24 protein-coding genes and 3 pseudogenes are annotated in these 24,736 nt (G+C 62.1%); 16 read left to right on the plus strand and 11 right to left on the minus strand.

Annotation, left to right across the window (positions count from 1 at the left end):
- Position 1: 1 nt before the first annotated feature.
- Entirely contained in the window at positions 2-979 is a 978-nt protein-coding gene (locus PSH80_RS00110; RefSeq protein ID WP_057439281.1) for an NADPH:quinone reductase, read from the minus strand.
- Between the two features lie 159 nt (positions 980-1,138).
- On the opposite strand from PSH80_RS00110, the gene hemF reads away from it, so the two are divergent.
- Entirely contained in the window at positions 1,139-2,071 is a 933-nt protein-coding gene (gene hemF / locus PSH80_RS00115; protein WP_057957881.1) for an oxygen-dependent coproporphyrinogen oxidase, read from the plus strand.
- Complete coding sequence (gene aroE, locus PSH80_RS00120; protein WP_198817625.1) at positions 2,071-2,895, plus strand: shikimate dehydrogenase; 825 nt, start codon at positions 2,071-2,073, stop codon at positions 2,893-2,895. Before hemF ends, aroE begins: the two co-directional genes overlap by 1 nt.
- A 48-nt stretch (positions 2,896-2,943) precedes the next feature.
- On the opposite strand, the pseudogene PSH80_RS00125 reads toward aroE, so the two are convergent.
- The 3 genes and pseudogenes from PSH80_RS00125 to betC all read right to left on the minus strand — a co-directional run bounded on the left by PSH80_RS00125 (position 2,944) and on the right by betC (position 7,040).
- Positions 2,944-4,507, minus strand: a pseudogene (locus PSH80_RS00125) (SulP family inorganic anion transporter).
- A gap of 81 nt (positions 4,508-4,588) precedes the next feature.
- Positions 4,589-5,506 (minus strand): choline ABC transporter substrate-binding protein, encoded by a 918-nt coding sequence (gene choX, locus PSH80_RS00130; RefSeq protein WP_198791852.1) that lies wholly within the window; start codon positions 5,504-5,506, stop codon positions 4,589-4,591.
- A gap of 19 nt (positions 5,507-5,525) precedes the next feature.
- Positions 5,526-7,040, minus strand: a complete 1,515-nt coding sequence (betC, locus tag PSH80_RS00135) for a choline-sulfatase (RefSeq protein WP_057439277.1) — start codon at positions 7,038-7,040, stop codon at positions 5,526-5,528.
- 103 nt (positions 7,041-7,143) lie between these two features.
- Here betC and PSH80_RS00140 point away from each other — a divergent pair, with 103 nt between their 5' ends.
- The 6 genes and pseudogenes from PSH80_RS00140 to PSH80_RS00165 all read left to right on the plus strand — a co-directional run bounded on the left by PSH80_RS00140 (position 7,144) and on the right by PSH80_RS00165 (position 12,866).
- A complete protein-coding gene (locus PSH80_RS00140; protein ID WP_057439276.1) occupies positions 7,144-8,094 on the plus strand; it encodes a LysR family transcriptional regulator in 951 nt (316 codons plus the stop codon).
- A gap of 31 nt (positions 8,095-8,125) precedes the next feature.
- Positions 8,126-8,452 carry a DOPA 4,5-dioxygenase family protein gene (locus PSH80_RS00145; protein ID WP_057444830.1) on the plus strand — a complete coding sequence of 109 codons (327 nt, stop codon included), beginning with the start codon at positions 8,126-8,128 and terminating at the stop codon, positions 8,450-8,452.
- 163 nt (positions 8,453-8,615) lie between these two features.
- A pseudogene (locus tag PSH80_RS00150) lies at positions 8,616-9,582 on the plus strand (2-dehydro-3-deoxygalactonokinase).
- 1 nt (position 9,583) lies between these two features.
- The gene (locus PSH80_RS00155; RefSeq protein ID WP_057957886.1) at positions 9,584-10,204 is read left to right on the plus strand and encodes a 2-dehydro-3-deoxy-6-phosphogalactonate aldolase; all 621 of its coding nucleotides are present in this window, start codon (positions 9,584-9,586) and stop codon (positions 10,202-10,204) included.
- Positions 10,205-10,250: 46 nt separating this feature from the next.
- Positions 10,251-11,399 carry a galactonate dehydratase gene (gene dgoD / locus PSH80_RS00160; protein WP_032857121.1) on the plus strand — a complete coding sequence of 383 codons (1,149 nt, stop codon included), beginning with the start codon at positions 10,251-10,253 and terminating at the stop codon, positions 11,397-11,399.
- Between the two features lie 150 nt (positions 11,400-11,549).
- Entirely contained in the window at positions 11,550-12,866 is a 1,317-nt protein-coding gene (locus PSH80_RS00165; RefSeq protein WP_057957887.1) for an MFS transporter, read from the plus strand.
- A gap of 138 nt (positions 12,867-13,004) precedes the next feature.
- On the opposite strand, the gene trpA is transcribed toward PSH80_RS00165, so the two are convergent.
- Together trpA and trpB are read right to left on the minus strand one after the other, a co-directional pair.
- Complete coding sequence (trpA, locus tag PSH80_RS00170) at positions 13,005-13,814, minus strand: tryptophan synthase subunit alpha (protein WP_057439273.1); 810 nt, start codon at positions 13,812-13,814, stop codon at positions 13,005-13,007.
- Positions 13,814-15,040: a tryptophan synthase subunit beta gene (trpB, locus tag PSH80_RS00175; RefSeq protein WP_057957888.1), complete on the minus strand. Its 1,227-nt coding sequence runs from the start codon at positions 15,038-15,040 to the stop codon at positions 13,814-13,816. The genes trpA and trpB overlap by 1 nt, the downstream gene beginning before the upstream one ends.
- Positions 15,041-15,149: 109 nt before the next feature.
- On the opposite strand from trpB, the gene PSH80_RS00180 reads away from it, so the two are divergent.
- Positions 15,150-16,046, plus strand: a complete 897-nt coding sequence (locus PSH80_RS00180) for a LysR family transcriptional regulator (protein ID WP_120731125.1) — start codon at positions 15,150-15,152, stop codon at positions 16,044-16,046.
- Here the strand turns inward: PSH80_RS00180 and PSH80_RS00185 are convergent.
- Complete coding sequence (locus tag PSH80_RS00185) at positions 16,043-16,369, minus strand: YqjD family protein (RefSeq protein WP_003170746.1); 327 nt, start codon at positions 16,367-16,369, stop codon at positions 16,043-16,045. The two genes, PSH80_RS00180 and PSH80_RS00185, sit on opposite strands and share 4 nt — an antisense overlap.
- Before the next feature lie 155 nt (positions 16,370-16,524).
- Between PSH80_RS00185 and PSH80_RS00190 the strand changes: the two genes are divergently transcribed.
- Complete coding sequence (locus PSH80_RS00190) at positions 16,525-16,740, plus strand: dodecin (RefSeq protein ID WP_057439270.1); 216 nt, start codon at positions 16,525-16,527, stop codon at positions 16,738-16,740.
- A 115-nt stretch (positions 16,741-16,855) separates the two neighbouring features.
- Positions 16,856-17,080: a DUF1161 domain-containing protein gene (locus PSH80_RS00195; RefSeq protein WP_057439269.1), complete on the plus strand. Its 225-nt coding sequence runs from the start codon at positions 16,856-16,858 to the stop codon at positions 17,078-17,080.
- 68 nt (positions 17,081-17,148) lie between these two features.
- On the opposite strand, the gene PSH80_RS00200 is transcribed toward PSH80_RS00195, so the two are convergent.
- Positions 17,149-18,150 carry an LLM class flavin-dependent oxidoreductase gene (locus PSH80_RS00200; protein ID WP_057439268.1) on the minus strand — a complete coding sequence of 334 codons (1,002 nt, stop codon included), beginning with the start codon at positions 18,148-18,150 and terminating at the stop codon, positions 17,149-17,151.
- 212 nt (positions 18,151-18,362) lie between these two features.
- Here PSH80_RS00200 and PSH80_RS00205 point away from each other — a divergent pair, with 212 nt between their 5' ends.
- Positions 18,363-18,794, plus strand: coding sequence for an OsmC family protein (locus tag PSH80_RS00205; protein WP_010168580.1), 432 nt, complete (start codon positions 18,363-18,365; stop codon positions 18,792-18,794).
- Positions 18,795-18,944: 150 nt separating this feature from the next.
- Positions 18,945-19,184: a DUF1161 domain-containing protein gene (locus PSH80_RS00210; protein ID WP_057439267.1), complete on the plus strand. Its 240-nt coding sequence runs from the start codon at positions 18,945-18,947 to the stop codon at positions 19,182-19,184.
- Here the strand turns inward: PSH80_RS00210 and PSH80_RS00215 are convergent, their stop codons facing one another.
- Complete coding sequence (locus tag PSH80_RS00215) at positions 19,185-19,601, minus strand: hypothetical protein (protein ID WP_305420673.1); 417 nt, start codon at positions 19,599-19,601, stop codon at positions 19,185-19,187.
- 100 nt (positions 19,602-19,701) lie between these two features.
- Here PSH80_RS00215 and PSH80_RS00220 point away from each other — a divergent pair.
- A pseudogene (locus PSH80_RS00220) lies at positions 19,702-20,746 on the plus strand (aminopeptidase).
- A gap of 84 nt (positions 20,747-20,830) precedes the next feature.
- On the opposite strand, the gene PSH80_RS00225 reads toward PSH80_RS00220, so the two are convergent.
- Entirely contained in the window at positions 20,831-21,490 is a 660-nt protein-coding gene (locus PSH80_RS00225; RefSeq protein ID WP_057444833.1) for an HAD family hydrolase, read from the minus strand.
- Positions 21,487-22,029, minus strand: a complete 543-nt coding sequence (locus PSH80_RS00230) for a gamma carbonic anhydrase family protein (RefSeq protein ID WP_057439265.1) — start codon at positions 22,027-22,029, stop codon at positions 21,487-21,489. The genes PSH80_RS00225 and PSH80_RS00230 overlap by 4 nt, the downstream gene beginning before the upstream one ends.
- Positions 22,030-22,130: 101 nt before the next feature.
- On the opposite strand from PSH80_RS00230, the gene prlC reads away from it, so the two are divergent.
- On the plus strand, positions 22,131-24,182 hold the full coding sequence (prlC, locus tag PSH80_RS00235; RefSeq protein ID WP_057439264.1) for an oligopeptidase A: 2,052 nt from the start codon (positions 22,131-22,133) through the stop codon (positions 24,180-24,182).
- Positions 24,179-24,454: a YheV family putative zinc ribbon protein gene (locus PSH80_RS00240; RefSeq protein ID WP_057439263.1), complete on the plus strand. Its 276-nt coding sequence runs from the start codon at positions 24,179-24,181 to the stop codon at positions 24,452-24,454. The genes prlC and PSH80_RS00240 overlap by 4 nt, the downstream gene beginning before the upstream one ends.
- Positions 24,455-24,736 lie beyond the last annotated feature (282 nt).

Raw genomic sequence — 24,736 nt, forward strand, 5'->3', positions numbered from 1 at the left:
CCTATGGCAACAGAATGGTCGACCCCGTCGTCCGCCGCCCCGACAACTCCACCTGCGCCTTCGCCGCGTCCGCCAGGGAATACCGCTGGTTGATATCAATGCGCACCTTGCCGCTTTCGATCATGCCAAACAGATCGTCAGCCATGGCCTGCAGGTTCTGTGGCGTATTGGCGTAGGTCGCCAGTGTTGGCCGGGTGACATACAGCGAGCCTTTGGCGGCCAGAATACCCAGGTTCACCCCCTCCACCGCGCCCGACGCATTGCCGAAACTCACCAGCAGGCCACGGGGCGCGACGCTGTCCAGCGAGGCGAGCCAGGTGTCCTTGCCGACGCCGTCGTACACCACCGGGCACTTCTTGCCGTCGGTCAGTTCCAGCACCCGCTGTGGGACATTTTCCTGGCTGTAGTCGATGGTTTCCCAGGCGCCGAGGGATTTGGCCAGGGCGGCTTTTTCCGGAGAACTGACCGTCCCGATCAGCTTCACGCCCAGGGCCTTGGCCCATTGGCAAGCCAGGGAGCCGACGCCACCGGCAGCGGCGTGGAACAGGATGGTTTCGCCGCCTTTCAACTCATAGGTCTGGCGCAGCAGGTACTGCACGGTCAGGCCCTTGAGCATGGCGCCAGCGGCTTGCTCGAAGCTGATGGCGTCCGGCAGGTGCACCAGGTTGGCCGCCGGCAACACATGCAGCTCGCTGTATGCACCCAGCGGGCCGCTGCCGTAGGCCACGCGGTCGCCGACCTTGAACTGGCTGACTTCGCTGCCCACCGCATCCACCACGCCAGCGCCTTCTGCGCCCAGGCCCGAGGGCAGGGCCGGCGGTGCGTACAAGCCGCTGCGGTAATAGGTGTCGATGAAGTTCAGGCCAATGGCCTTGTTCCGCACCCGGACCTGCTGTGGGCCTGGTTCCGCTGGCGTGTAGTCCACATACTCAAGTACTTCGGGGCCGCCATGGGCGCTGAACTGGATACGTTTGGCCATCTGCTCTCTCCTCAAGTCTGTTTCGGCAAAGGCTCCTATCGGACTCTTATGCTTGATCTTCGTCAACTGTGGCAGCGCCCGGCGCGGTGGTATCCTGTGCGCCCTTTGCCGCCGACGCCCAATGGCCTCGCGTAGCTTTGCCCGATTCAAGGTGATGCCATGACTACCCGCACCGAGGCTGTAAAAGCCTACCTGCTCGACCTGCAAGACCGCATTTGCAGCGCCCTGGAAACCTTCGAGGCCGATACGCGCTTTATCGAAGACGCCTGGACCCGCCCAGCCGGCGGCGGTGGCCGCACGCGGGTGATCGAGAACGGGAGCGTGATCGAAAAAGGCGGCGTCAACTTTTCCCACGTGTTCGGCAGCGGCCTGCCACCGTCCGCCAGTGCCCACCGCCCGGAGCTCGCCGGTCGTGGTTTTGAGGCCCTCGGCGTATCCCTGGTGATCCACCCGCATAACCCCCATGTGCCGACGTCCCACGCTAACGTGCGATTTTTCATCGCCGAGAAAGAAGGCGAAGAGCCGGTGTGGTGGTTCGGTGGCGGCTTCGACCTGACGCCCTACTACGCCAACGAAGAAGACTGCATCCACTGGCACCGCGTGGCCGAGCAGGCCTGTGCGCCGTTTGGCGCGGACGTGTACCCGCGCTACAAGGCCTGGTGCGACAGCTACTTCCACATCAAGCACCGCAACGAGCCCCGGGGCATTGGCGGCCTGTTCTTCGATGACTTGAACGAGTGGGACTTCGACACCTGCTTCGCCTTTATCCGCGCCATTGGCGACGCCTACATCGACGCTTACCTGCCGATCGTCCAGCGTCGCCAGGCGATGGCCTACACCGAGCAGCAGCGCCAGTTCCAGGAATTCCGCCGTGGGCGCTACGTGGAATTCAACCTGGTCTACGACCGTGGCACGCTGTTCGGCCTGCAATCGGGCGGGCGTACCGAGTCGATCCTGATGTCGCTGCCACCGCAAGTGCGCTGGAGCTATGACTGGAAGGCTATTGCCGGCAGCGAAGAAGCACGCCTGACCGACTACTTCCTGCAAGACCGTGACTGGCTCGGCCTTGCTGCGCCCAAGGCGGCCAGCTGATGGATCGTTATGTGGTGTTCGGCAACCCCATCGGCCACAGCAAGTCGCCGCTGATTCATCGCCTGTTTGCCGAGCAGACCGGCCAGGCGCTGGACTACAACACGCTGCTGGCGCCGCTCGAGGATTTCACCGGCTGTGCCCGTGAATTTTTCCTGCAAGGGCGCGGTGCCAACGTCACCGTGCCATTCAAGGAAGAGGCCTACCGCCTGGCCAACGCCCTGACCGAGCGTGCGCAGCGCGCAGGCGCGGTGAACACCCTGAGCAAGCTGGCCGATGGCAGTCTGTTGGGCGACAACACCGATGGCGCCGGCCTGGTGCGCGACTTGACCGTCAACGCCGGCCTGAGCCTGGCGGGCAAGCGCATCCTGCTGCTCGGTGCGGGCGGCGCGGTACGCGGCGCCCTGGAACCACTGCTGGCGCAACAGCCGGCCTCGCTGGTTATCGCCAACCGCACCGTGGAAAAAGCCGAGCGGCTGGCCGAACTGTTCGATGACCTGGGGCCGGTGTCTGCCAGCGGTTTCGATTGGCTGAGTGAACCGGTGGACCTGATCATCAACGCCACTTCGGCCAGCCTGTCAGGCGATGTACCGCCGATTGCCGGCAGCCTGGTCGAACCGGGCAAGACCTTTTGCTACGACATGATGTACGCCAAGGAGCCGACCGCATTCTGCCGCTGGGCCACTGAACACGGTGCGGCGGTGGCACTGGATGGCTTGGGCATGCTGGTGGAGCAGGCGGCGGAAGCCTTCTACCTGTGGCGCGGGGTGCGGCCGGATTCGGCGCCGGTGCTGGCTGAACTGCGCAAACAACTGGCGGCTAACTGATTCTAATGTGGGAGCTGACCAGCCAGCTCCTACAGTTTTTGACCGTGTTCAGTCTTCGAAAAGGATCGGGCACTTGTCGGCCCCTTCCAGCTTCCTCAACTCCTCCACCACTTGCGGCCGCGCCCGGCGCAACGTCAGGCTGCGCCCCAGGCCCCGCAATCGCCGCGCCTCCTGGTGCAGCATCTCCACCCCGGAATAGTCGATAAAATTAATCTGCTGCGCCTCGATCACCACCCGCAGGCCTTGCAGGCGCTGCAAGCGCACTTGCAGGTAATGGCTGGCGCCAAAGAAGATCGAGCCACCGACCCGCAGCACATCGTCCTCCCCATCGCGCCATTGCTGGACCCGTGGCTGCGAGGTGCGTTTGAGGTAGAAGAACAACGATGCCAGCACCCCGGCATAGATTGCCGTTTGCAGCTCCAGCAGCAAGGTAGCCAGGCAGGTCAGGCCCATCACCACACACTCGGCACGGCTGACCCGCCACAGTGCGCGGATGCCACGATGGTCCACCAGGCCCCAGCAGATCAGCAGAATGCTGGCGGCCATGCTCGGGATGGGGATATGCGCAATCAACGCCGCGCCAAACAGCGCAAACAGTGCCACCCATAACGCCGAAAACACCCCCGCCAGCGGCGAACAGGCCGCCCGCCTCGTAACTCAGGCCCGAGCGGGTGAAGGAACCGGCCGACAGGTAGCCGGAGAAAAATCCGCCGACGATATTGGATAACCCCTGGGCACGTACTTCCTGATTGGCGTCGAGCAGTTGTTGCGAGCGCGCCGACAGCGAGCGGGCAATCGACAGGCTGGTCACCAACCCCAGCATGCCCACCGCCACGGCACTGGGTAGCAGGCGCAGGATCATGTCCAGGTCCAGCGGCAACGGGCTGAACGGCGGCAGTTGGCCAACAAATGAGCTGACCCGCGCCACATGCCCGAACATCGCCGGCCACACCCACGTCGCCAGGCTGCCCAGGACCAGGGCAATCAACAAGCTCGGCCAGCGCGGTACGCAGTATTTAAGCAGCACGCCCACCAGCAAGGTGCCCAGGCCAAGGGCCAGTGACGGGCGATCCCACTCGCCGCCGTGGTCGATCAGCGCCAGCAGGCTGTTGATGGCCGTGGCCTGGCTGGGCAGGTCGAGCCCCAGCAGGTTCGGCAACTGGCCCAGGGCAATGACCACTGCCGCGCCGAGGGTGAAGCCGAGGACGACGGAATGGGAGACGAAATTGACCAGCGCACCAAAGCGCAATATGCCCAATAGCCATTGGAATACACCGGCAAGCAAGGTCAGTAACAGAATCAGGGTGATGTAGTCCTGCGAGCCCGGCACCGCCAGCGGGCTGATGCTGGCGTAGAGCACGATGGAAATCGCCGCCGTCGGACCGCAGATCAAATGCCAGGACGAACCCCACAGGCAGGCGATCAGCACCGGGATGATTGCCGCATACAAGCCGTATTCGGGGGGCAGGCCGGCGATCAGGGCGTAGGCGATGGATTGCGGCAAGGCCAGCACCGCGCCGCTGAGGCCGACCAGCGCATCCCGGCCAATGCTGGCGCGGGTCTGGCGCGGCAGCCAGCGCAGGAAGGGGAAGAGTGTATGGGGCCGGGGCATTGGGCAGCTCAGGTCAAAAAAGTTTGAGTCAGGGTATCAGCACAAACACTGCCCTGTGGGCGCTGTCTTGTGCGGGCCCTGTTAAAGCCTGGCCTTGACCGCCGCCAATGCCTCCTGGCCATCCAGGGTTTTGACCCCCTCCAGCCACTGCTCCAGCACCGCCGGATTGGCCTTGATCCATGCCTTCGCCGCGTCGGCATTACTGACCTTGTTGTTCGCCACCTCGGCCATGATGCTGTTTTCCATGTCCTGGGTAAACGTCAGGTTGGCCAGCAGTTTCGCCACATTCGGGCAGGCTTGTGCATAACCCTTGCGAGTCAGGGTGTACACGCTGCCGGTGTCGCCGAAGTATTTTTCGCCGCCCTTGAGGTAGCGCATCTTCAACTGCACGTTCATCGGGTGGGGCGTCCAGCCGAGGAAGGTGACGAAACGCTCGCGCTTCACCGCCCTGGACACCTCGGCGAGCATCGCCTGCTCACTGGATTCGATCAGCTTCCATTGGCCGAGGTCGAAGTCGTTTTTCTTGATGATCTCGTGTAGCGACAGGTTGGCCGGCGCGCCGGAGCCGATGCCGTAGATCTTCTTGTCGAACTTGTCGGCGAATTTATTCAGGTCGGCAAAGTCACGCACGCCGGCCTCCCACACATAGTCCGGCACCGCGAGGGTGAACTCGGTGCCCTCGAGGTTTTTCGCCAGTTGCACCACGTCGCCATTGGCCACGAACTTGTCGTAGAAGCCCTGCTGCGCCGGCATCCAGTTCCCCATAAACACATCCACCTGGCCGTCCTTGAGCCCGCCAAAGGTGATCGGCACCGCCAGGGTATCGACCTTGGCCTTGTAACCCATGCCGCTCAGTAAAAAACCAGTGATGGCGTTGGTGGCGGCAATGTCGCTCCAGCCGGGGTCGGCCATTTTTACCGTCTCGCAACGGGCGTCGGCGTACACCTGGCTAGCACTCAATAACAGTACGGCACTCACGGCTGTGGATAACTTTTGCATGGCCTTCCCCTCACTGGATTTATTGGTTTTGGCAGGGTTGTGGATAACGTGCCTTGCGCTCCAGATCGTCGAGGTCGATATGGTTGCGCATGTACTGCTGGCTGGCGTCTACCAGCGGCTGGTGATCCCAGCTCTTGAGTTTGCCCAGCGTCAGCGCCTCGTATACCAGGCGCCGGCGGCGCTGGCTGGCGAGCACTTGCTGGTGGATCGCGGGCATGTCCCATTTGGCTCGCGCCTCGACCAGGAAGGCGTCGAACAGCGCACGGTGGGCCGGCGACTGGCTGAGTTCTTCCTGCTCACGGGGGTCGTTGTGTACATCGAACAGCAGGCAAGGATCGTCCTCGCTGTAGATGAATTTGTAGGCGCCCCGGCGAATCATCATCAGCGGGCCGATGGTGCCTTCGGCCATGTATTCGCCGAACACCTCGTCATGCCCGCCCTGCCCTTGCAAGTGCGGGACCAGCGAGCGGCCATCCAGGGGCAGGCTGGCGTCGAGTTCACCGCCGGCCAGATCCACCAGGGTCGGCAACAGGTCGGCAGTGGACACCGCCGCACTCACCCGCCCGGCCTGGAATTGCCCAGGCGCACAGACCAGCAGCGGCACCCGCGCGGCCATTTCAAACCAGTGCATTTTGTACCAGAGCCCACGCTCGCCGAGCATGTCGCCGTGGTCGCCGGAGAACACAATGATGGTGTCCTCGGCCAGGCCAGTGTCCTGCAGGGTTTGCAGGAGTTTGCCGACATTGCTGTCGATGTAGCTGCAGGCACCGAAGTAGGCGCGCCGCGCATCGCGGATCTTATCCACAGGCAGCGGCTTGTCCCACAGGTCGTAGACCTTGAGCAGGCGCTGGGAATGGGGGTCCAGCTCGGTCTGGGCCGGGGTTGTAGGCATTGGGATGTCACTGTCGTCGTACAGATCCCAGAACGGTTTGGGAATGGTGTACGGGTCGTGGGGGTGGGTCATGGACACCGTGAGGCAGAACGGCTGGTCGCCGTCCTCGCGAATATGGTCGAACAGGTACTGTTGGGCCTTGAACACCACCTCTTCGTCGAAATCCAGCTGGTTGGTACGCACACACGGGCCGGCTTGCAGCACCGACGACATATTGTGATACCAGGTGGGGCGCACGTCGGGCTCATCCCAGTTCACCGCCCAGCCGTAGTCGGCGGGGTAGATATCGCTGGTGAGGCGCTCTTCATAGCCGTGCAGCTGGTCGGGCCCGCAGAAATGCATCTTGCCCGACAGCGCCGTGCGATAGCCGAGGCGGCGCAGGTAGTGGGCGTAAGTCGGGACGTCGGCGGGGAAATCCGCCGCGTTGTCGTAGGCGCCGATCTTGCTCGGCAACTGGCCGCTGACCAGGGTAAAGCGCGACGGCGCGCACAGCGGGCTGTTGCAGTATGCAGCGTCGAACACCACGCCCTGGGCGGCGAGGCGGCTCAGGTTGGGCAGTTTGATCGGCGAAGGACCGTAGAACGGAAGCAACGGCGCGGCCATTTGATCGGCCATGATGAAAAGAATGTTCTTGCGCTTCATGGTCTCTCGGCATTCCATAGTCAGTGTTTATGCGATTGAGCATGCAGGCCATGGAAACCGTGGTAAAGCCCATGAAAAGCAATGTCTAGGATAAGTACCGCTTATGTATAAAGCCCTGGGTAACCTGTCGCTGGATCTGTTGCGGGCCTTTGAAGCCGCCGCCCGTCATCGCAGCTTCACCGCGGCGGCCATGGAGCTGGGCACCACCCAGCCGGCTGTCAGCCAGCAGATCAAGCGCCTGGAAGAACAACTGGCGGTGCGCCTGTTTGATCGCATCTACCGTGGCATCGAACTGACGGACGCGGGCATGCTGCTGTTCGAACATGTTCAGGCCGGGTTGCAGAGCATTGATACGGGCCTGGGCGCGATCACAGAGCAGGACCAGCACGAAGTGTTGCAAGTGGCGACTGACTTCGCCTTCGCTGCCTATTGGCTGATGCCACGTCTGCATCGCTTTCACGAAGCCAACCCACAGGTGGATGTGAGCCTGGTCACCAGCGAGCGCAACCACGCGACCTTGCGCAGTGATATCGATGTGGCGGTGTTGTTTGGCGATGGGCGTTTTCGCCAGGGCCACAGCCAGTGGTTGTTCAACGAGGAAGTGTTCCCGGTGTGCAGCCCGCAACTGCTCAGGGGCCGCACTGCACCACTGTCGTTACAAAGCCTGCAGGAACTGCCGCTGTTGCACCTGCGCCAGGAAAACAACAGCCAGTGGTTCGACTGGAACGGGGTGTTTCGCGAGCTGGGGATCACCGCCGCACCAACCCCAGGGCCGCTGCGTTTCGACAATTACACCCTGCTGATCCAGGCGGCGATTGCCGGCCAGGGCGTGGCCATCGGCTGGCGCCATCTGGTGGATAACCTGCTGGAGCAGAAGTGGCTGTGCCGGCCGATTGGCGACACGGTGATCTCGCGCTTTGGATATTACGTGGTGTTGCCCCAGCGCAAGCGCCGCGGGCAGTTGATCGAACGGTTTGTCGAGTGGCTGGCGGCGGAGCAGGCCAGCAGCGCGCAGCCCCTGGCCGGGCTGGCCCTGCCGTCGATTGCGGTCTAGGATCGGCCGATCAACGAGTCCGGAGCCTCTCATGCAACGTATCAAGGGCTACCACGCCCATATCTACTTCGACGCCAGTACGATCGACCAGGCGCGCACGCTGTGTGAAGACGCGGCGGCCATCTTCCCGCTGCGCATGGGGCGCATGCATGAGCGCCCGGTGGGCCCGCACCCGGATTGGAGCTGCCAGCTGGCGTTCGACCCGCAGTACATCGGCGTGGCGCTACCGTGGCTGGCGCTCAATCGCAATGGGTTGGTGGTGTTTCTGCACCCGGATACCGGCGATGACCTGAAGGACCACACCGACTACGCGATCTGGATGGGGGCCATGCGCCCGTTGGATCTGTCGATTTTTTAACCAGTTACTGTCAGCTGAATCCTCGCGTTCCTGTGCGATGAAAAGTACGGGGGCGTGGGGATTTTCTTTATCTTGTTCCACTATATGGGATTGATATTTATATATTGAGATATTTCAAGCCTTAGGTTTATAGTCGGCCATCTGTCACATTCCAGGTGAAACGATGCCGGCGCAATTGATCGCGCTCGATTGGGGTACCAGTTCCCTTCGTGCTTATAAGCTCGGCCCCGGTGGCCAGGTCCTCGAACAGCGCTCGCTGGCGTCGGGGATCATGCATTTGCCCAGCGAACCACGGTTGATTGCCGGCGTTCACTGCTGCGATGGGTTTGAACTGGCGTTTGATGACGCCTGTGGCGACTGGCTGGCTGCCCAGCCCGATCTGCCGGTGATTGCCTGCGGCATGGTCGGCAGCGCCCAGGGCTGGGGCGAAGCGGCCTATCGCAAGACGCCGGTCGACGTCGCCAGCCTCGGCCAGGCCCTGCACAAGGTACGCAGCCTGCGCGGTGTCGATGTGCATATCGTGCCCGGCGTGATCGAGCAGGTTGGCTTGCCCAACGTGATGCGCGGCGAAGAAACCCAGGTGCTCGGCGTGCTGCAAAGCCTGCCAGCCTGCGCTGAGTTATTGATCGGCCTGCCCGGCAGCCATTCCAAATGGGTCGAGGTGGTCGAAGGCCGCATCACCCACTTTGACACCTTCATGACCGGTGAACTGTTCGCGGTGCTGAGCACGCACAGCATTCTGGGGCGTACGCAAAAGAGCGCCGGGCAGTTCCAGGCCCAAGCGTTTGATCGAGGCGTGCACGTGGCGCTTTCAGCGGATGGCCAGCGTGGGGTGCTGTCGACCCTGTTCAGCGCGCGCACCCTCGGGTTGACCGCTGAACTGACCCCTGAGCAGCAACCCGACTACCTGTCCGGCCTGCTGATCGGCCATGAACTGGCCGGCTTGCCCGACCGTGCACGCACCCCGCCGATCATCCTGGTCGGCGCCAACGCCCTCTGCGCCCGTTACCAGCGCGCCCTCGCCCTGTGTGGTTTCAGCCACGTCAGCCTCGCGCAAGAAGCAACTCAGCGCGGCCTGTGGCAACTGGCACTGGCCGCCGGGGCTCATTCAACCTGCAATCGAGGCCTGACATGCTCAAGCAAGCACTCACTCAAAACGGTTTGATCGCGATCCTGCGGGGCCTGCGCCCGGATGAGGCCGCAGCTGTCGGCCAGGTGCTGTACCAGGCCGGGTTCCGGGTGATCGAAGTGCCACTCAACTCGCCCGATCCCTACACCAGCATCCGCACCCTGCGTGAGACGTTGCCCGCCGATTGCCTGATCGGTGCCGGCACCGTGCTGACGCCCGAGCAGGTGGAGCGGGTGAAGGCGGCGGGTGGCCAGGTGATCGTCATGCCCCACAGTGATGCCAAGGTGCTGCGCGCCGCAAAAGCCGCTGGCCTGTACCTGTCGCCCGGGGTCGCGACGCCCACCGAAGCTTTCGCCGCCCTGGCCGAAGGTGCCGATGTGCTGAAGCTGTTCCCGGCCGAGCAAATGGGCCCGGCGGTGGTCAAGGCCTGGCTGGCGGTGCTGCCGGCCGGCACGGTCCTGCTGCCGGTGGGCGGGATTACCCCGGACAACATGCAAGTGTTCGTCGACGCCGGGGTCAAGGGCTTTGGCCTGGGCTCCGGGCTGTTCAAGCCCGGCATGAGTGTCGAGCAGGTGGCGAGTCGTGCCCAGGCGTATGTCGCTGCCTGGAACGCCTTGAACTGAGTGTGCCTGGCGCCCAGGCGCTGCATCCGACAAGAGAGATAAGCAGATGAAAATCACCAAACTGACCACCTTTATCGTGCCGCCGCGCTGGTGCTTCCTCAAAGTGGAAACCGACCAGGGCGTGACCGGTTGGGGCGAGCCCGTGGTTGAAGGCCGCGCCCACACCGTGGCGGCCGCGGTCGAGGAGCTGTCCGACTATTTGATCGGCAAAGACCCACGCAATATCGAAGATATCTGGACCGTGCTGTATCGCGGCGGCTTCTACCGGGGCGGTGCGATTCATATGAGCGCCCTGGCCGGCATCGACCAGGCCTTGTGGGACATCAAGGGCAAGGCCCTCGGGGTGTCGGTCAGCGACCTGCTGGGCGGCCAGGTGCGGGACAAGATCCGTGTCTATTCGTGGATCGGCGGCGACCGTCCGGCTGACACCGCCCGTGCGGCCAAGGAAGCCGTGGCCCGTGGGTTTACGGCGGTGAAGATGAATGGCACCGAGGAGCTGCAGTTTCTCGACACCTTCGACAAGGTCGACCAGGCCCTGGCCAACGTCGCCGCCGTGCGCGATGCGGTCGGCCCGAATGTCGGCATCGGCGTGGACTTCCATGGCCGCGTGCACAAGCCCATGGCCAAGGTGCTGATGAAAGAGCTGGACCCGTACAAGTTGATGTTTATCGAAGAACCGGTGCTCAGCGAAAACTACGAAGCGCTCAAGGAGCTGGCGCCCCTGACCAGCACCCCGATTGCCTTGGGTGAGCGGCTGTTCTCACGCTGGGATTTCAAGCGCGTGCTCAGCGAAGGCTACGTCGACATCATCCAGCCGGATGCGTCCCATGCCGGCGGCATCACCGAAACCCGCAAGATCGCCAACATGGCCGAAGCCTACGACGTGGCCCTGGCCCTGCACTGCCCGCTGGGGCCGATTGCCCTGGCGGCGTGCCTGCAACTGGACGCGGTTTGTTACAACGCGTTTATCCAGGAGCAAAGCCTGGGCATTCACTACAACGAGAGCAATGACCTGCTCGACTACGTGCGCGATCCGGGAGTTTTCGATTACGACCAAGGCTTCGTGAAGATCCCCAACGGGCCGGGCCTGGGGATTGAGATCAACGAGGAATACGTGATCGAGCGCGCGGCCATTGGTCACCGCTGGCGCAACCCGATCTGGCGGCATGCCGATGGCAGTTTTGCCGAGTGGTGATTTTCACCTGATGGCACGTGGTCAGTGTGGGAGCTGGCTTGCCTGCGATAGCAATCTTGAATGTTCCGCCGCCATCGCAGGCAAGCCAGCTCCCACTTTCAACCCGGTAGCCGTTAATCGACCTCAATAAACATAATAAGAGGCTCCCCCATGCACCCTGAAACCCTCACCGGGCAGGCGTCTTTAGTCACGCCCAGCCGCAAGCGTTACTTCATCATGGTCCTGCTGTTTATCACGGTGGTGATCAACTACCTGGACCGCAGCAACCTGTCGATTGCCGCGCCAGCCCTGACCAGTGAGCTGGGCATCGACCCGGTGCATGTCGGGCTGATTTTTTCGGCGTTCGGCTGGACCTATGCCGCCATGCAAATCCCCGGCGGCTGGCTGGTGGACCGGGTGCCGCCGCGCATTCTGTACACCGCCGCCCTGCTGTTATGGTCGATTGCCACGGTGATGCTGGGCTTTGCTGCGAGCTTTATCGCGTTGTTCGTGTTGCGCATGGCGGTGGGTGCCCTGGAAGCGCCGGCTTATCCGATCAACAGCCGGGTCGTCACCAGTTGGTTTCCCGAGCGTGAGCGTGCCACGGCCATTGGTTTCTACACGTCCGGGCAGTTCGTCGGGCTGGCGTTCCTCACCCCGGTGCTGGCCTGGTTGCAGCACCACTATGGCTGGCACATGGTGTTTATCAGCACCGGCGCGGTGGGCATCCTCTGGGCGCTGGTGTGGTACGCGGTGTACCGCGAGCCGCGGGACTTCAAGGGGGTCAATAGCGCAGAAATCGAGCTGATCCGCGCAGGCGGCGGCCTGGTGGACCTGGACGCACAAACTGCCAAGCGCAAGGCGCCCTTCAGTTGGGTCGACCTGGGGATCGTGCTGAGCAAGCGCAAGCTGTGGGGCATCTACCTGGGCCAGTTCTGCCTGAACTCGACCCTGTGGTTTTTCCTGACATGGTTCCCGACCTACCTGGTGAAATATCGCGGCATGGACTTCATCAAGTCCGGCCTGCTCGCCTCGCTACCCTTCCTCGCGGCCTTTGTCGGGGTGTTGTGTTCCGGGCTGTTTTCCGACTGGCTGATCCGCCGTGGCACCTCGGTGGGGTTTGCGCGCAAGTTGCCGATCATCAGCGGCCTGCTGATTTCCACGGCAATCATTGGCGCCAACTTCGTCGATTCGACGCCACTGGTGATTGCGTTCCTGGCGGTGGCGTTTTTCGGCAACGGCCTGGCGTCGATCACCTGGTCGCTGGTCTCGACCCTGGCGCCGGCGCGGCTGTTGGGGCTGACTGGGGGAGTGTTCAATTTCATCGGCAACCTGGCGGCGATTACCACGCCGATCGTCATTGGCTTTCTGGCCACGGGCGATTCGTTTGCGCCGGCGATTACCTACATTGCGGTGCTGGCGCTGCTGGGGGCGCTGTCCTACATATTGCTGGTGGGCAAGGTCGAGCGGATCGAGCTCAAGGAATAGATACCTATCCGCTAGGGGCCTGTGGCGAGGGAGCTTGCTCCCGTTGGGGCGCGAAGCGGCCCTAAAATGGGACTGCTACGCAGTCCAACGGGAGCAAGCTCCCTCGCCACAACAGCCCGATTGCCCAGAGCAAGAATCTTACTTGCGAGCGTTACGCACACCTTCCGACAGCGCTGCACACAGGCTCAACACCCCGTCAATCGCTTGCTGGTCGTTGCTGGCGTTGGCGATGTGGTCGATCAGCGCCGACCCCACCACCACACCGTCCGCCAGGCGGGCGATGGCGGCGGCTTGTTCCGGGGTGCGGATGCCGAAGCCGATGCTGATCGGCAGGTCGGTATGCCGGCGCAGGCGGCCGACGGCTTCTTCCACGTGCTCCAGGGTGGCGGCACCGGCACCGGTCACACCGGCCACCGACACGTAGTACACAAACCCGGAGCTGCCGTTGAGCACGGTGGGCAGGCGCACATCGTCAGTGGTTGGCGTGGTCAGGCGGATAAAGTCGATGCCCGCGGCCTGGGCCGGGTCGCACAGTTCGCTGTTATGTTCCGGTGGCATATCGACCACGATCAGGCCATCGACGCCGGCCTCTTTTGCGTCACTGATAAACCGTGGCACGCCGTACATGTGGATCGGGTTGAAGTAGCCCATCAGCACCAGCGGTGTATCAGTGTTGCCCTTGCGGAACTCGCGCACCATCTGCAGGGTTTTCGCCAGGTTCTGCTTGGCGCCCAACGCACGGATATTGGCCAGCTGGATCGCCGGGCCATCGGCCATGGGGTCGGTGAAAGGCATGCCCAGTTCGATCACATCGGCGCCGGCTGCCGGCAAGCCCTTGAGGATCGCCAGGGAGGTGTCATACCCCGGGTCGCCAGCGGTAACGAAGGTCACCAGGGCGGCGCGGTTTTGTTCCTTGAGTTGCGCAAAGCGGGTTTGCAGGCGGCTCATCAGTGTTTCTCCTGCTTGGCGGTTTCCATATGGTGCATAACGGTCTGCATGTCCTTGTCGCCACGGCCTGACAGGTTGACCACCATCAGGTGATCCTTGGGCAGGGTCGGGGCGCGCTTGAACACTTCGGCCAGGGCGTGGGCGCTTTCCAGTGCCGGAATAATCCCTTCCAGGCGGCAGCATTTGTGGAAGGCGTCGAGGGCTTCGTCGTCGGTTACCGAGGTGTACTGGACGCGGCCAATGTCGTGCAACCATGCGTGCTCAGGGCCGATGCCGGGGTAATCGAGGCCCGCAGAGATCGAGTGGGCGTCGATGATCTGGCCGTCGTCGTCCTGCAACAGGAAGGTACGGTTGCCGTGCAGCACACCCGGTACGCCGCCATTGAGGCTGGCCGCGTGCTTGCCGGTTTCAATGCCGTAGCCGGCGGCTTCAACACCAATGATCTCCACGCTGGTGTCATCGAGGAACGGGTGGAACAGGCCCATGGCATTCGAGCCACCGCCGATGCACGCCACCAGGCTGTCCGGCAGGCGGCCTTCCTGGGCTTGCAACTGGGTGCGGGTTTCCTTGCCGATCACCGCCTGGAAGTCGCGCACCATCGCAGGGTACGGGTGCGGGCCGGCCACGGTGCCGATCAGGTAGAAGGTGCTGTCGACGTTGGTTACCCAGTCGCGCAGGGCTTCGTTCATCGCGTCCTTGAGGGTGCCGGTGCCGGCGACCACTGGGATCACTTCGGCACCCAGCAGCTTCATGCGAAACACGTTGGCCTGCTGGCGCTCGATATCGGTGGTGCCCATGTAGATCACGCATTGCAGGCCAAACCGCGCGGCGACGGTGGCGGTGGCCACGCCGTGCATGCCGGCGCCGGTCTCGGCGATGATGCGTTTTTTGCCCATGCGCCGCGCCAGCAGGATCTGGCCGATGCAGTTATTGATCTTGTGCGCGCCGGTGTGGTTCAGCTCTTCACGCTTGAGGTAGATCTTGGCGCCGCCGCAGAACTCGGTCAGGCGCTCGGCGAAATACAGCGGGCTTGGGCGTCCGACGTAGTCGCGCTGGAAGTAGGCCAGTTCTTCGTTGAAGGCCGGATCGACTTTGGCCGCTTCGTATTCGCGGGCCAGGTCGAGGATCAACGGCATCAGGGTTTCCGCCACGTAGCGGCCGCCGAACGCGCCAAACAGGCCGTTGGCATCAGGGCCGTTGCGTAAATCGGTCTGGGACTGAGTCATGGTGCGCTCCAGGGTGAAGAGGTGGGAGAGGCAATGACGGCCACTCTACCCCTGACGCTGTACCGTGAAAACCGATAAGATCGCCGCAACCTGTCAGGAAAACTCACAGATGAGCCGAGACCTTCCACCCCTTAACGCCCTGCGTGCGTTCGAAGCCACTGCCCGCCTCAACAGCGTCAGCCAGGCTGCCGAGCAATTGCATGTGACCCACGGTGCCGTCAGCCGACAACTGAAAGTGTTGGAAGAACACCTTGGGGTGAGTCTTTTCGTCAAGGATGGGCGTGGCATTAAACTCACAGATTCCGGGGTGCGGCTGCGCGATGCCAGCTTCGAGGCGTTCGAGCGCCTGCGGGATGTGTGCGGGGAACTGACCCAGAGCAGCGCTGATGCGCCGTTTGTCCTCGGCTGTTCCGGCAGTTTGCTGGCGCGCTGGTTTATTCCACGGCTGGGGCGCTTGAATGCGGATTTGCCGGATTTGCGCCTGCATCTATCAGCGGGCGAAGGCGATCTTGACCCCAGGCGGCCGGGCTTGGATGCCTTGCTGGTGTTTGCCGAGCCGCCGTGGCCGGCCGATATGCAGGTGTACGAGTTGGCCAGCGAGCGGATCGGCCCGGTGATGAGCCCGCACTTTGCCCATTACCAGGCCCTGCGCCAGGCGCCCGCCCAGGCTTTGCTGGGCGAAGCCCTGTTGCACACCACCTCGCGCCCACAAGCCTGGCCCAATTGGGCGCAGCACCATGGCATCGACGCCAGCGCGCTTAAGTACGGCCAGGGTTTTGAGCATTTGTATTATTTGCTGGAGGCGGCCGTAGCGGGCCTGGGGGTGGCGATCGCACCGCAACCGCTGGTGGCGGAGGACGTGCGTGCCGGTCGCCTGGTTGCGCCGTGGGGTTTTAGTCAAACCCCGGCGCAACTGGCGTTGTGGCTACCCAAGCGCGCCGCGGATGGGCGCGCCCGGCAGTTGGCGCAATGGCTCAAGGCTGAGCTTGCGCGCCAACCGGTTTAGTCACCGCGTTTGCACAGCAGGTAAGCCGCCAGCAGGCCCAGTGCGCCAACGGCAACGCCGGCGGTGGTCCAAGGGTGCTCCTGGGCATAGTCACGGGTGGCAACCCCGGTTTCGCGGATTTTCACTTTGCTTTCTTCGTAGGCATCGCTGATCAGATGGCGGGAGTGCTTGAGGGCATTCTCGGCATTGCTTTTCAGGGCCTTGAGGGTTTTGCGCGACTCGTCGGATGCATCGTCCTTGAGGCTCTCAAGGGATTTGAGCAGGCTCGAAATCTCGGCTTCCATGCTTTCCAATGACGCTTTGCGTAAAGAGGTGTTGGCCATGTGGGCTCTCCTGGAGTGAATGAGTAACGTGTGTTGATTCCGACTGCGGGGGTTTCAGAAAGTGCAGTAAATCTGAACTTTCAGGTGAGAAGAGTCGCCAGAAGCAGTACGAAGAATCACTGCTAGGCTGTATTCATCGACCCAGGAGAGCACTCATGACTGATCATCACACCTACAAAAAAGTCGAACTGGTGGGCTCGTCCCCAACCAGCATCGAGGACGCCATCAACAATGCCCTGGCCGAGGCCAACAAGAGCATCAAGCACCTGGAGTGGTTTGAGGTCACCGAAACCCGTGGCCACATCAAGGACGGCAAGGCCGCGCACTTCCAGGTGACCCTCAAGGTGGGCTTCCGTATTGCCAATAGTTGATCGGCACGGTTGAACTTGCACGCTGGCCGATTGCCATAACCTGCGCTACACCCTTTGGGCGCCGATACCCTGCGTGTCGGCGTACATTTTTTGATCAGCGCAAGGAAAGTAACGGATGAAAAAGTTTCTGTTAGCGGTAGGTTTGTTGAGCCTGGCAGGTACAGCCCTGGCGGCTGGCAAACCTTGTGGCGAGCTGAAAAGCGAAATCGACGCCAAGATCCAGGCCAATGGCGCTTCCGGGTACACCCTGGAAATTGTCGATAAAGGCAGCGCAACCAACGGCGAAGTGGTCGGCAGTTGCGAAGGTGGTACCAAGGAAATCGTCTACAACCGCGGGTGATCCCGTGGTAGCAACCAACTGTGGGCGTTGTCGAGCCTCGCCAAGGCTCGACAACGCCCACAGGGGTTTTAGCCCTTCATCACTTGTGCCAGCAGCTCGTAGGAATGAATCCGATCAGCATGCTCGTACAGGTCGCAGGTAAAGATCAGCTCATCGGCACCGGTCTGCTCGATCAACACCTCCAGCTTGGCGCGAATCTTCGCCGGGCTCCCCACCATTGCCAGGCCTAGAAAACTACCTACCGCGTCTTTCTCATGGGGCAGCCACAGGCCGTCCATGCTGTCGACTGGCGGGCGCTGGACCAGGCTTTGCCCACGCATCAGCGCGAGGATCCGTTGGTAGACCGACGTGGCCAGGTAATCGGCCTGTTCATCGGTATCGGCGGCCACCAGCGGCACCCCGAGCATCACATAAGGCTTGTCGAGCACCGCCGAAGGCTTGAAGTGATTGCGATAGACGCGAATCGCCTCATGCATCATGCGCGGTGCGAAATGGGAGGCGAAGGCGTAGGGTAAACCGCGCTCGCCGGCCAGTTGGGCGCTGAACAGGCTGGAGCCGAGCAGCCAGATCGGGACGTTGGTGCCGGTGCCCGGCATGGCGATCACCCGTTGGTCGGGGGTACGCGGGCCCAGGTAGGCCATCAACTCGGCCACATCTTCCGGGAAGTCATCGGCGCTGCCGGAGCGCTCGCGGCGCAAGGCGCGGGCGGTCATCTGGTCGGAGCCGGGTGCGCGGCCCAGGCCCAGGTCGATCCGGCCGGGGTAGAGGCTCTCCAGGGTGCCGAACTGTTCAGCGATTACCAGTGGCGCATGGTTGGGCAGCATCACGCCGCCTGCGCCGACCCGGATGGTCGAGGTGCCGCCGGCCAGGTAGCCCAGCAGCACCGAGGTCGCGGAGCTGGCGATGCCATCCATATTGTGGTGCTCGGCTACCCAGAAACGGGTGTAGCCGAGCTTTTCCACGTGCTGGGCCAGGTCCAGGGAATTGCGCAGCGACTGCGCCGGGCTGCCATTGGCGCGCACCGGCACCAGGTCGAGGGTTGAGAACTTTACATCGGACAGTGGTTTCATAAACCTGCTTCTCCATAGGGGCGCAGGCTTGTGACGAACCAAAACCTGCCGCTTCATGTGCATGTTCTATGCAATGTGGGCATATACCCGAGATTCAATAGTGGGCATGAAATTTCCTACTAATCCACTTGGTTTTTCCGACGGGGTGAACTTTGCCAGAGGTTCTATCCTCAGAACCTTACTGATGCACAACCACTGCTTGGGAGATCGCTATGAGTATCGTGAAAAAAGCCTCCGCACACTGGGAAGGCGACCTGAAAACCGGTCTGGGCTCTATCTCGACCGAAACCGGCGTACTGCGCGAAGCCCCCTACGGCTTCAAGGCACGTTTCGAAGGCGGCAAGGGCACTAACCCTGAAGAACTGATCGGCGCGGCCCATGCCGGTTGTTTCTCCATGGCCTTTTCCATGATTCTCGGTGATGCCGGGCTCAAGGCCGACAGTATCGACACCCAGGCCGAAGTGACCCTGGACCAGGTGGACGGTGGTTTTGCGATCACGGCGGTTCACCTGATCCTCAAGGCCAAGATTCCCGGCGCGAGCCAGGCGCAGTTCGATGAACTGAGCAAGAAGGCCAAGGAAGGATGCCCAGTGTCCAAGGTGCTGAATGCCACCATCACCCTGGATGGCACCCTCGTCAGCTGACCCTGCGCAGGTCCAATGTGGGAGCGGGCTTGCTCGCCCCCCCACATTTTGTTCTGCGTTAAATCAGAACTCGCGTTTCGCAAATGTGGTCTCATACCCATGCAGCCTTTGGCGCACACCCGTGCGCAGCGCATTTAGGGAGCTTCACACATGAAACGTTTTGCCTTGGCGATTATCTGCGGTGTTTTGGCCACATCGGCAATGGCCGCGCCGAAAGACTGTGAAGAGCTCAGGAAAGAGATTGAAGTCGGCCTACAGGCCAAGGCAATCCCGTCCTACACCCTGGAAATCATCACCGCCGAAGAAGCCAAGAATCATGACGAAGCCATGATCGTCGGCTCCTGCGAAAACGGCACCAAGCGCATCATCTACCAGCGCAACGATGACTGATCAGGGAATGCAATTGACGCTGCGTTCCTCGGCCAGCAACTGACGCTGGGCGTCATACAGCCGGATGTTCGGGGTAAAGCCCAGCGAACGCCCTTCCAGGCGGTAGCGTTGGCCGGCCTGGAACTGGTCGTATTGCAGGGTGATAAAACAGGTGCGCTCCTGGGGCTGGTTCAGCCCGCCACCCAGGCCCGCCCCGGCATACACTTCAAAATCAAAACGCACCATCAACTCATGGCTGCCCGCTGGCACCTGGAAGTAGCGCCCATCGTCCAGGGCCTTGCCGTCCAGGCGTTGCGCCATGACCAGCTTGGCGCCCGGCGTCGGGGTGGCGAAATCGACCCAGGCCTGTTGCGGGTCGGCGGGCGGGATTGGCGCGGAGGCACAGGCGCTGAGAAAAATCGCCGCCAAGGGAAGCAGGGAGCTGACGCATAGTGGGCACTCAACCGTAGGAATGGTATGAGCATAACCCCTGCCGGCCAGTTAGTCTGGCGGGCCAATGACTCTGGAGCGGTTTGACATGGTGTGGCGTTTCTTGGCGGGGCTGACGTGCCTGTGGCTCGGCGGTTGCTCCAGTGTCAGCTACTACAGCCAGTTGGCCAGCGGCCAATGGCAGTTACTGCAGGCGCGGCAGCCGGTGGCCGAAGTGATTGCCGATCCGACGCGCCCGCAAGTGTTGCGTGAGCATTTGGCGCACTCCCAGAAGGCGCGCACCTTCGCCAGCCAACAGTTGCACCTGCCGGACAATCAGAGCTATCGCCTGTATGCCGATATCGGCCGGCCGTATGTCGTCTGGAATGTCTTCGCTACATCAGAATTTTTCCTTGTTACCCCAGAACCATTGCTTCCCGATTGCCGGATGTGTGGCCTACCGTGGTTATTACACTCAGGGTGCGGCGCGGGGCGAGGCGGCGTTGTTGCAACTGCGTGGCATGGATGTGTCGATTGGCGGGGTCGAGGCCTATTCCACCCTCGGCTGGTTCGATGACCCGATCATGAGTTCGATGATGCGCTGGGGTGAAGAGCGCCTGGCCACGGTGATTTTTCACGAGCTGGCGCACCAGCGCTTTTATGTGAAGGACGACACCGAGTTCAATGAGTCGTTTGCCACCTTCGTCGAGCAGGAAGGCACCCGGCAATGGCGCGCGGCCCGTGGCCTGGCGCCTGCGAACGAATCGAGCTTGAAGCAGCGCGACCAGTTTATCCAGTTGATCCTCGACACCCGCAGCCGCCTGGAGCGCCTGTATGCGCAGCCGTTGGCCGCCGATGCCATGCGCCAGGCCAAGGCCGCCGAGTTCGAGCGCTTGCGCAGTGATTATCGGCAGATGCGCGACAGCCAGTGGGGCGGCGACAAGCGTTATGACGCCTGGATCAATCAGCCGATGAACAATGCGCGGTTGTTACCGTTTGGGCTGTATGACCAGTGGGTGCCAGCGTTTGCGGCGTTGTTCCGCCGCGAGGGTGGGGATTGGCTGAGGTTCTACGGTGCCGTGGAGCAGTTGGGGCGCTTGCCGGTGGAGCAGCGCAAATTGGCGTTGCGGCAGTTGGAGGGGCGTGACCTTTAGGGCCCCATCGCAGGCAAGCCAGCTGCCACATGTTGATGTGTGAACACCGCCAATGTGGGAGCGGGCTTGCCCGTGATAGCGGTCTCAATCCCGCCGCAAAAATGCCTGATGCATCTCGTCCAGCGTCTCAAAATGCCAGCGCGGCGCTTCGGCACTCAATTCTGCAAAACTGCCAAACCCATACCCCACCGCAGCTGCATCCAGGCCATTGCTACGTGCGCCGATCAGGTCGTGCTTACGGTCGCCGATCATCAAGGTACTGGCCGGGTCCAGCCCTTCCTCGTGCATCAAGTGGGCGATCAGTTCGACCTTGTTGGTGCGCGTGCCGTCCAGCTCACTGCCGTAGATCACCTTGAAGTGCTTGGCGAAATCGAAATGCCGGGCGATCTCCCGGGCAAATTCCCACGGCTTGGAGGTGGCCACATACAGCTGGCGCCCCTGGCCATTCAACGCTTCCAGCAATGGCATGACCCCGTCGAACACCCGGTTTTCATAGAGCCCGGTGACCTTGAAGCGTTCGCGATAGAAATTCACCGCCTGCCACGCCCGGGCCTCGTCGAAATCGTAGAACTGCATAAAGGCCTGCAGCAACGGCGGGCCGATAAAGTGTTCGAGCTTGGTCAGGTCCGGCTCATCAATGCCCAGCTTGGCCAAGGCGTATTGGATCGAGCGGGTGATGCCTTCCCGTGGGTCGGTCAGGGTGCCGTCCAGGTCAAATAGAACCGTCTGGTAATCCAGGGTCATTGGTCGAATCCCTCTGCCAGGTGCAGGTCCTTGAGCTTCACGTAGTTCGCGGCGCTATAGGTGAAAAAGGCGCGTTCCTTGTCAGAAAGCGCACGAACTTGTTTAACCGGGCTGCCCACATACAAAAAACCGCTTTCAAGTTTCTTGCCTGGCGGCACCAGGCTGCCGGCACCGATGATCACATCGTCTTCAACCACCGCGCCGTCCATCACAATGCTGCCCATGCCGATCAGGATGCGACTGCCGACGGTGCAGCCATGCAGCATGACCTTGTGGGCGATGGTCACGTCGTCACCGATCAGCAACGGGAAACCGTCAGGATTGAACGGGCCGGCGTGGGTAATGTGCAGCACGCAGCCATCCTGCACGCTGGTGCGCGCGCCGATGCGGATACGGTGCATGTCGCCGCGAATCACCGTCAGCGGCCAGACCGAGCTGTCGGCGCCGATTTCGACATCGCCGATCACCACCGCCGAAGCATCGACGAAAGCCCCGGCGCCGAGGGTTGGCGTGTGATTCTGATAGGTGCGAAGGGTCACGATAGCCTCTCTCTGTTTGGTTGATAGCTGCGGTGGACGTTGATTGTAATTAAGATGGCCCCATCTTTGTCTTACCTGTTTCTTCAGCCAAGGTGCCAACCGTGAGCGCGAACAACCCTCTTTTGCAGTCCTACGACCTGCCGCCGTTCTCGGCGATCCGTGCCGAGCACGTCCAACCGGCCATCGAACAGATCCTGGCCGACAACCGCGTCGCCATCGAGGGCATCCTGCAAAGCCAGGGAAAAAATCCGACCTGGGCCGGCCTGGTCCTGGCCATGGATGAACTCAACGACCGCCTGGGCGCGGCCTGGAGCCCGGTCAGCCACCTCAATGCCGTGTGCAACAGCGCCGAACTGCGCGAAGCCTATGAGGCCTGCCTGCCGGCATTGAGCGCCTATTCCACCGAGATGGGCCAGAACCGCGAGCTGTTCCAGGCCTTCGAAGCCCTGGCCAACAGCCCGGAAGCGGCCGGTTTCGACGTGGCGCAAAAAACCATTCTGGAGCACGCGCTGCGTGACTTCCGCCTGTCGGGTATCGACCTGCCGCCTGAGCAGCAGAAGCGCTATGCCGAGGTGCAGAGCAAACTCTCCGAACTGGGCAGCAAGTTCTCCAACCAATTGCTCGACGCCACCCAGGCCTGGACCAAGCACGTCACCGACGAAGCCACCCTGGCCGGCCTGACCGACTCAGCCAAAGCGCAAATGGCTGCTGCGGCCCAGGCTAAAGGCCTCGACGGCTGGCTGATCAGCCTGGAATTCCCCAGCTACTACGCGGTGATGACCTACGCCCACGACCGCGCCCTACGTGAAGAAATCTACGCGGCCTACTGCACCCGCGCGTCGGACCAGGGCCCGAATGCCGGTCAGAACGATAACGGCCCGGTGATGGAACAGATCCTCGACCTGCGTCAGGAATTGGCCCAACTGCTTGGCTTCGCCTCTTTCTCCGAACTGAGCCTGGCCACCAAAATGGCCGAATCCAGCGACCAGGTACTGAGTTTCCTGCGTGACCTGGCCAAGCGCAGCAAGCCATTTGCCACCCAGGACCTGCAACAGCTCAAGGCCTACGCTGCCGAACAAGGCTGCGCCGACCTGCAAAGCTGGGACAGCGGTTTCTACGGTGAAAAACTGCGTGAACAGCGCTACAGCGTGTCCCAGGAAGCCCTGCGCGCCTACTTCCCGATCGACAAAGTGCTGGGCGGGCTGTTTGCCATCGTCCAGCGCCTGTACGGCATCGAGATCGCCGAGCAGAAGGGCTTCGATACCTGGCACCCGGATGTCCGTCTGTTCGAAATCAAGGAAAACGGCCAGCACGTCGGCCGCTTCTTCTTCGACCTGTATGCCCGCGCCAACAAGCGTGGCGGTGCCTGGATGGACGGCGCCCGTGATCGTCGGCGTACCGCCGAGGGTGTGCTGCAAAGCCCGGTGGCCAACCTGGTGTGCAACTTCACCCCGGCCGACAGCGGCAAGCCTGCCCTGCTGACCCACGATGAAGTCACCACCCTGTTCCACGAATTCGGTCACGGCCTGCACCACCTGCTGACCCGCGTCGAACACGCGGGCGTGTCCGGTATCAACGGTGTGGCCTGGGATGCGGTGGAGTTGCCGAGCCAGTTCATGGAGAACTGGTGCTGGGAGCCGGAAGGCCTGGCGCTGATTTCCGGTCACTATGAAAGTGGCGAAGCATTGCCCCAGGACCTGCTGCAAAAAATGCTCGCGGCGAAGAACTTCCAGTCCGGCCTGATGATGGTGCGCCAACTGGAATTCTCGCTGTTCGACTTTGAGCTGCACGCTACCCACGGCGATGGCCGCAGCGTGGCGCAGGTGCTCGAAGGCGTGCGCGACGAAGTGTCGGTGATGCGTCCTCCGGCCTACAACCGCTTCCCCAACAGCTTCGCGCATATCTTCGCCGGCGGTTACGCGGCGGGGTACTACAGCTACAAGTGGGCCGAAGTGTTGTCGGCGGATGCCTTCTCCAAGTTCGAAGAAGACGGCGTGCTCAATGCCGAGACTGGCCGTGCCTTCCGCGAGGCGATCCTGGCCCGTGGCGGTTCCCAGGCGCCGATGGTGTTGTTCGTCGACTTCCGCGGACGCGCACCGTCGATTGACGCACTCTTGCGCCACAGCGGCCTGAGTGAGGACGCAGCAGCATGAGTGACGGGCCTGTGATCACCAAAAAGCAATTTATCGCCGGGGCCGTGTGCCCGGCGTGCAGCGAGCCGGACAAGTTGAAGATGTGGACCGAAGACAACGTGCCCCATCGCGAATGCGTGGCCTGCGGCTATACCGACACGCTCAACGACCAGGGTTTGTCGGTGCCCAAGGAATTGGGCACGCGGGTCAATACCTCGGCGTTGAAAGCGCCGGCGGACCCCAAGGTGCAGGCGGTGCAGTTCTTCCCTAATCCGAAGCTGAAAAAAGACTGACGGGCCTTACTCCGTCCAACCTGTGGGAACAGGCTTGTGTAGGAGCTGGCTTGCCTGCGATAGCATCACCTCGGTGTCACTGATACACCGAGGCGTCTGCATCGCAGGCAAGCCAGCTCCTACATGAGCCAGCTCCCACATTTTTTTGCGCGCATTTCTCGATTTTCCTGGCTGAAACGGTTCTCTCATTCCTTAGCCTGCTATCATTTGTAACCATTGATTACATTCAAAACGACAAGCCGCTCCATGAAGCGACTGCTCAAACCCGTGACCACATGATGA

The sequence above is a fragment of the Pseudomonas sp. FP818 genome, assembly GCF_030687335.1.
In the GTDB taxonomy this organism is placed as follows: Bacteria; Pseudomonadota; Gammaproteobacteria; order Pseudomonadales; family Pseudomonadaceae; genus Aquipseudomonas; species Aquipseudomonas shahriarae.

Excerpts from the sequence above, each read along its gene's own strand:
- PSH80_RS00110 (WP_057439281.1), bottom strand. The coding sequence starts at position 979 with ATGGCCAAACGTATCCAGTTCAGCGCCCATGGCGGCCCCGAAGTACTT.
- hemF (WP_057957881.1), top strand. The coding sequence starts at position 1,139 with ATGACTACCCGCACCGAGGCTGTAAAAGCCTACCTGCTCGACCTGCAA.
- aroE (WP_198817625.1), top strand. The coding sequence starts at position 2,071 with ATGGATCGTTATGTGGTGTTCGGCAACCCCATCGGCCACAGCAAGTCG.
- choX (WP_198791852.1), bottom strand. The coding sequence starts at position 5,506 with ATGCAAAAGTTATCCACAGCCGTGAGTGCCGTACTGTTATTGAGTGCT.
- betC (WP_057439277.1), bottom strand. The coding sequence starts at position 7,040 with ATGAAGCGCAAGAACATTCTTTTCATCATGGCCGATCAAATGGCCGCG.
- PSH80_RS00140 (WP_057439276.1), top strand. The coding sequence starts at position 7,144 with ATGTATAAAGCCCTGGGTAACCTGTCGCTGGATCTGTTGCGGGCCTTT.
- PSH80_RS00145 (WP_057444830.1), top strand. The coding sequence starts at position 8,126 with ATGCAACGTATCAAGGGCTACCACGCCCATATCTACTTCGACGCCAGT.
- PSH80_RS00155 (WP_057957886.1), top strand. The coding sequence starts at position 9,584 with ATGCTCAAGCAAGCACTCACTCAAAACGGTTTGATCGCGATCCTGCGG.
- dgoD (WP_032857121.1), top strand. The coding sequence starts at position 10,251 with ATGAAAATCACCAAACTGACCACCTTTATCGTGCCGCCGCGCTGGTGC.
- PSH80_RS00165 (WP_057957887.1), top strand. The coding sequence starts at position 11,550 with ATGCACCCTGAAACCCTCACCGGGCAGGCGTCTTTAGTCACGCCCAGC.
- trpA (WP_057439273.1), bottom strand. The coding sequence starts at position 13,814 with ATGAGCCGCCTGCAAACCCGCTTTGCGCAACTCAAGGAACAAAACCGC.
- trpB (WP_057957888.1), bottom strand. The coding sequence starts at position 15,040 with ATGACTCAGTCCCAGACCGATTTACGCAACGGCCCTGATGCCAACGGC.
- PSH80_RS00180 (WP_120731125.1), top strand. The coding sequence starts at position 15,150 with ATGAGCCGAGACCTTCCACCCCTTAACGCCCTGCGTGCGTTCGAAGCC.
- PSH80_RS00185 (WP_003170746.1), bottom strand. The coding sequence starts at position 16,369 with ATGGCCAACACCTCTTTACGCAAAGCGTCATTGGAAAGCATGGAAGCC.
- PSH80_RS00190 (WP_057439270.1), top strand. The coding sequence starts at position 16,525 with ATGACTGATCATCACACCTACAAAAAAGTCGAACTGGTGGGCTCGTCC.
- PSH80_RS00195 (WP_057439269.1), top strand. The coding sequence starts at position 16,856 with ATGAAAAAGTTTCTGTTAGCGGTAGGTTTGTTGAGCCTGGCAGGTACA.
- PSH80_RS00200 (WP_057439268.1), bottom strand. The coding sequence starts at position 18,150 with ATGAAACCACTGTCCGATGTAAAGTTCTCAACCCTCGACCTGGTGCCG.
- PSH80_RS00205 (WP_010168580.1), top strand. The coding sequence starts at position 18,363 with ATGAGTATCGTGAAAAAAGCCTCCGCACACTGGGAAGGCGACCTGAAA.
- PSH80_RS00210 (WP_057439267.1), top strand. The coding sequence starts at position 18,945 with ATGAAACGTTTTGCCTTGGCGATTATCTGCGGTGTTTTGGCCACATCG.
- PSH80_RS00225 (WP_057444833.1), bottom strand. The coding sequence starts at position 21,490 with ATGACCCTGGATTACCAGACGGTTCTATTTGACCTGGACGGCACCCTG.
- PSH80_RS00240 (WP_057439263.1), top strand. The coding sequence starts at position 24,179 with ATGAGTGACGGGCCTGTGATCACCAAAAAGCAATTTATCGCCGGGGCC.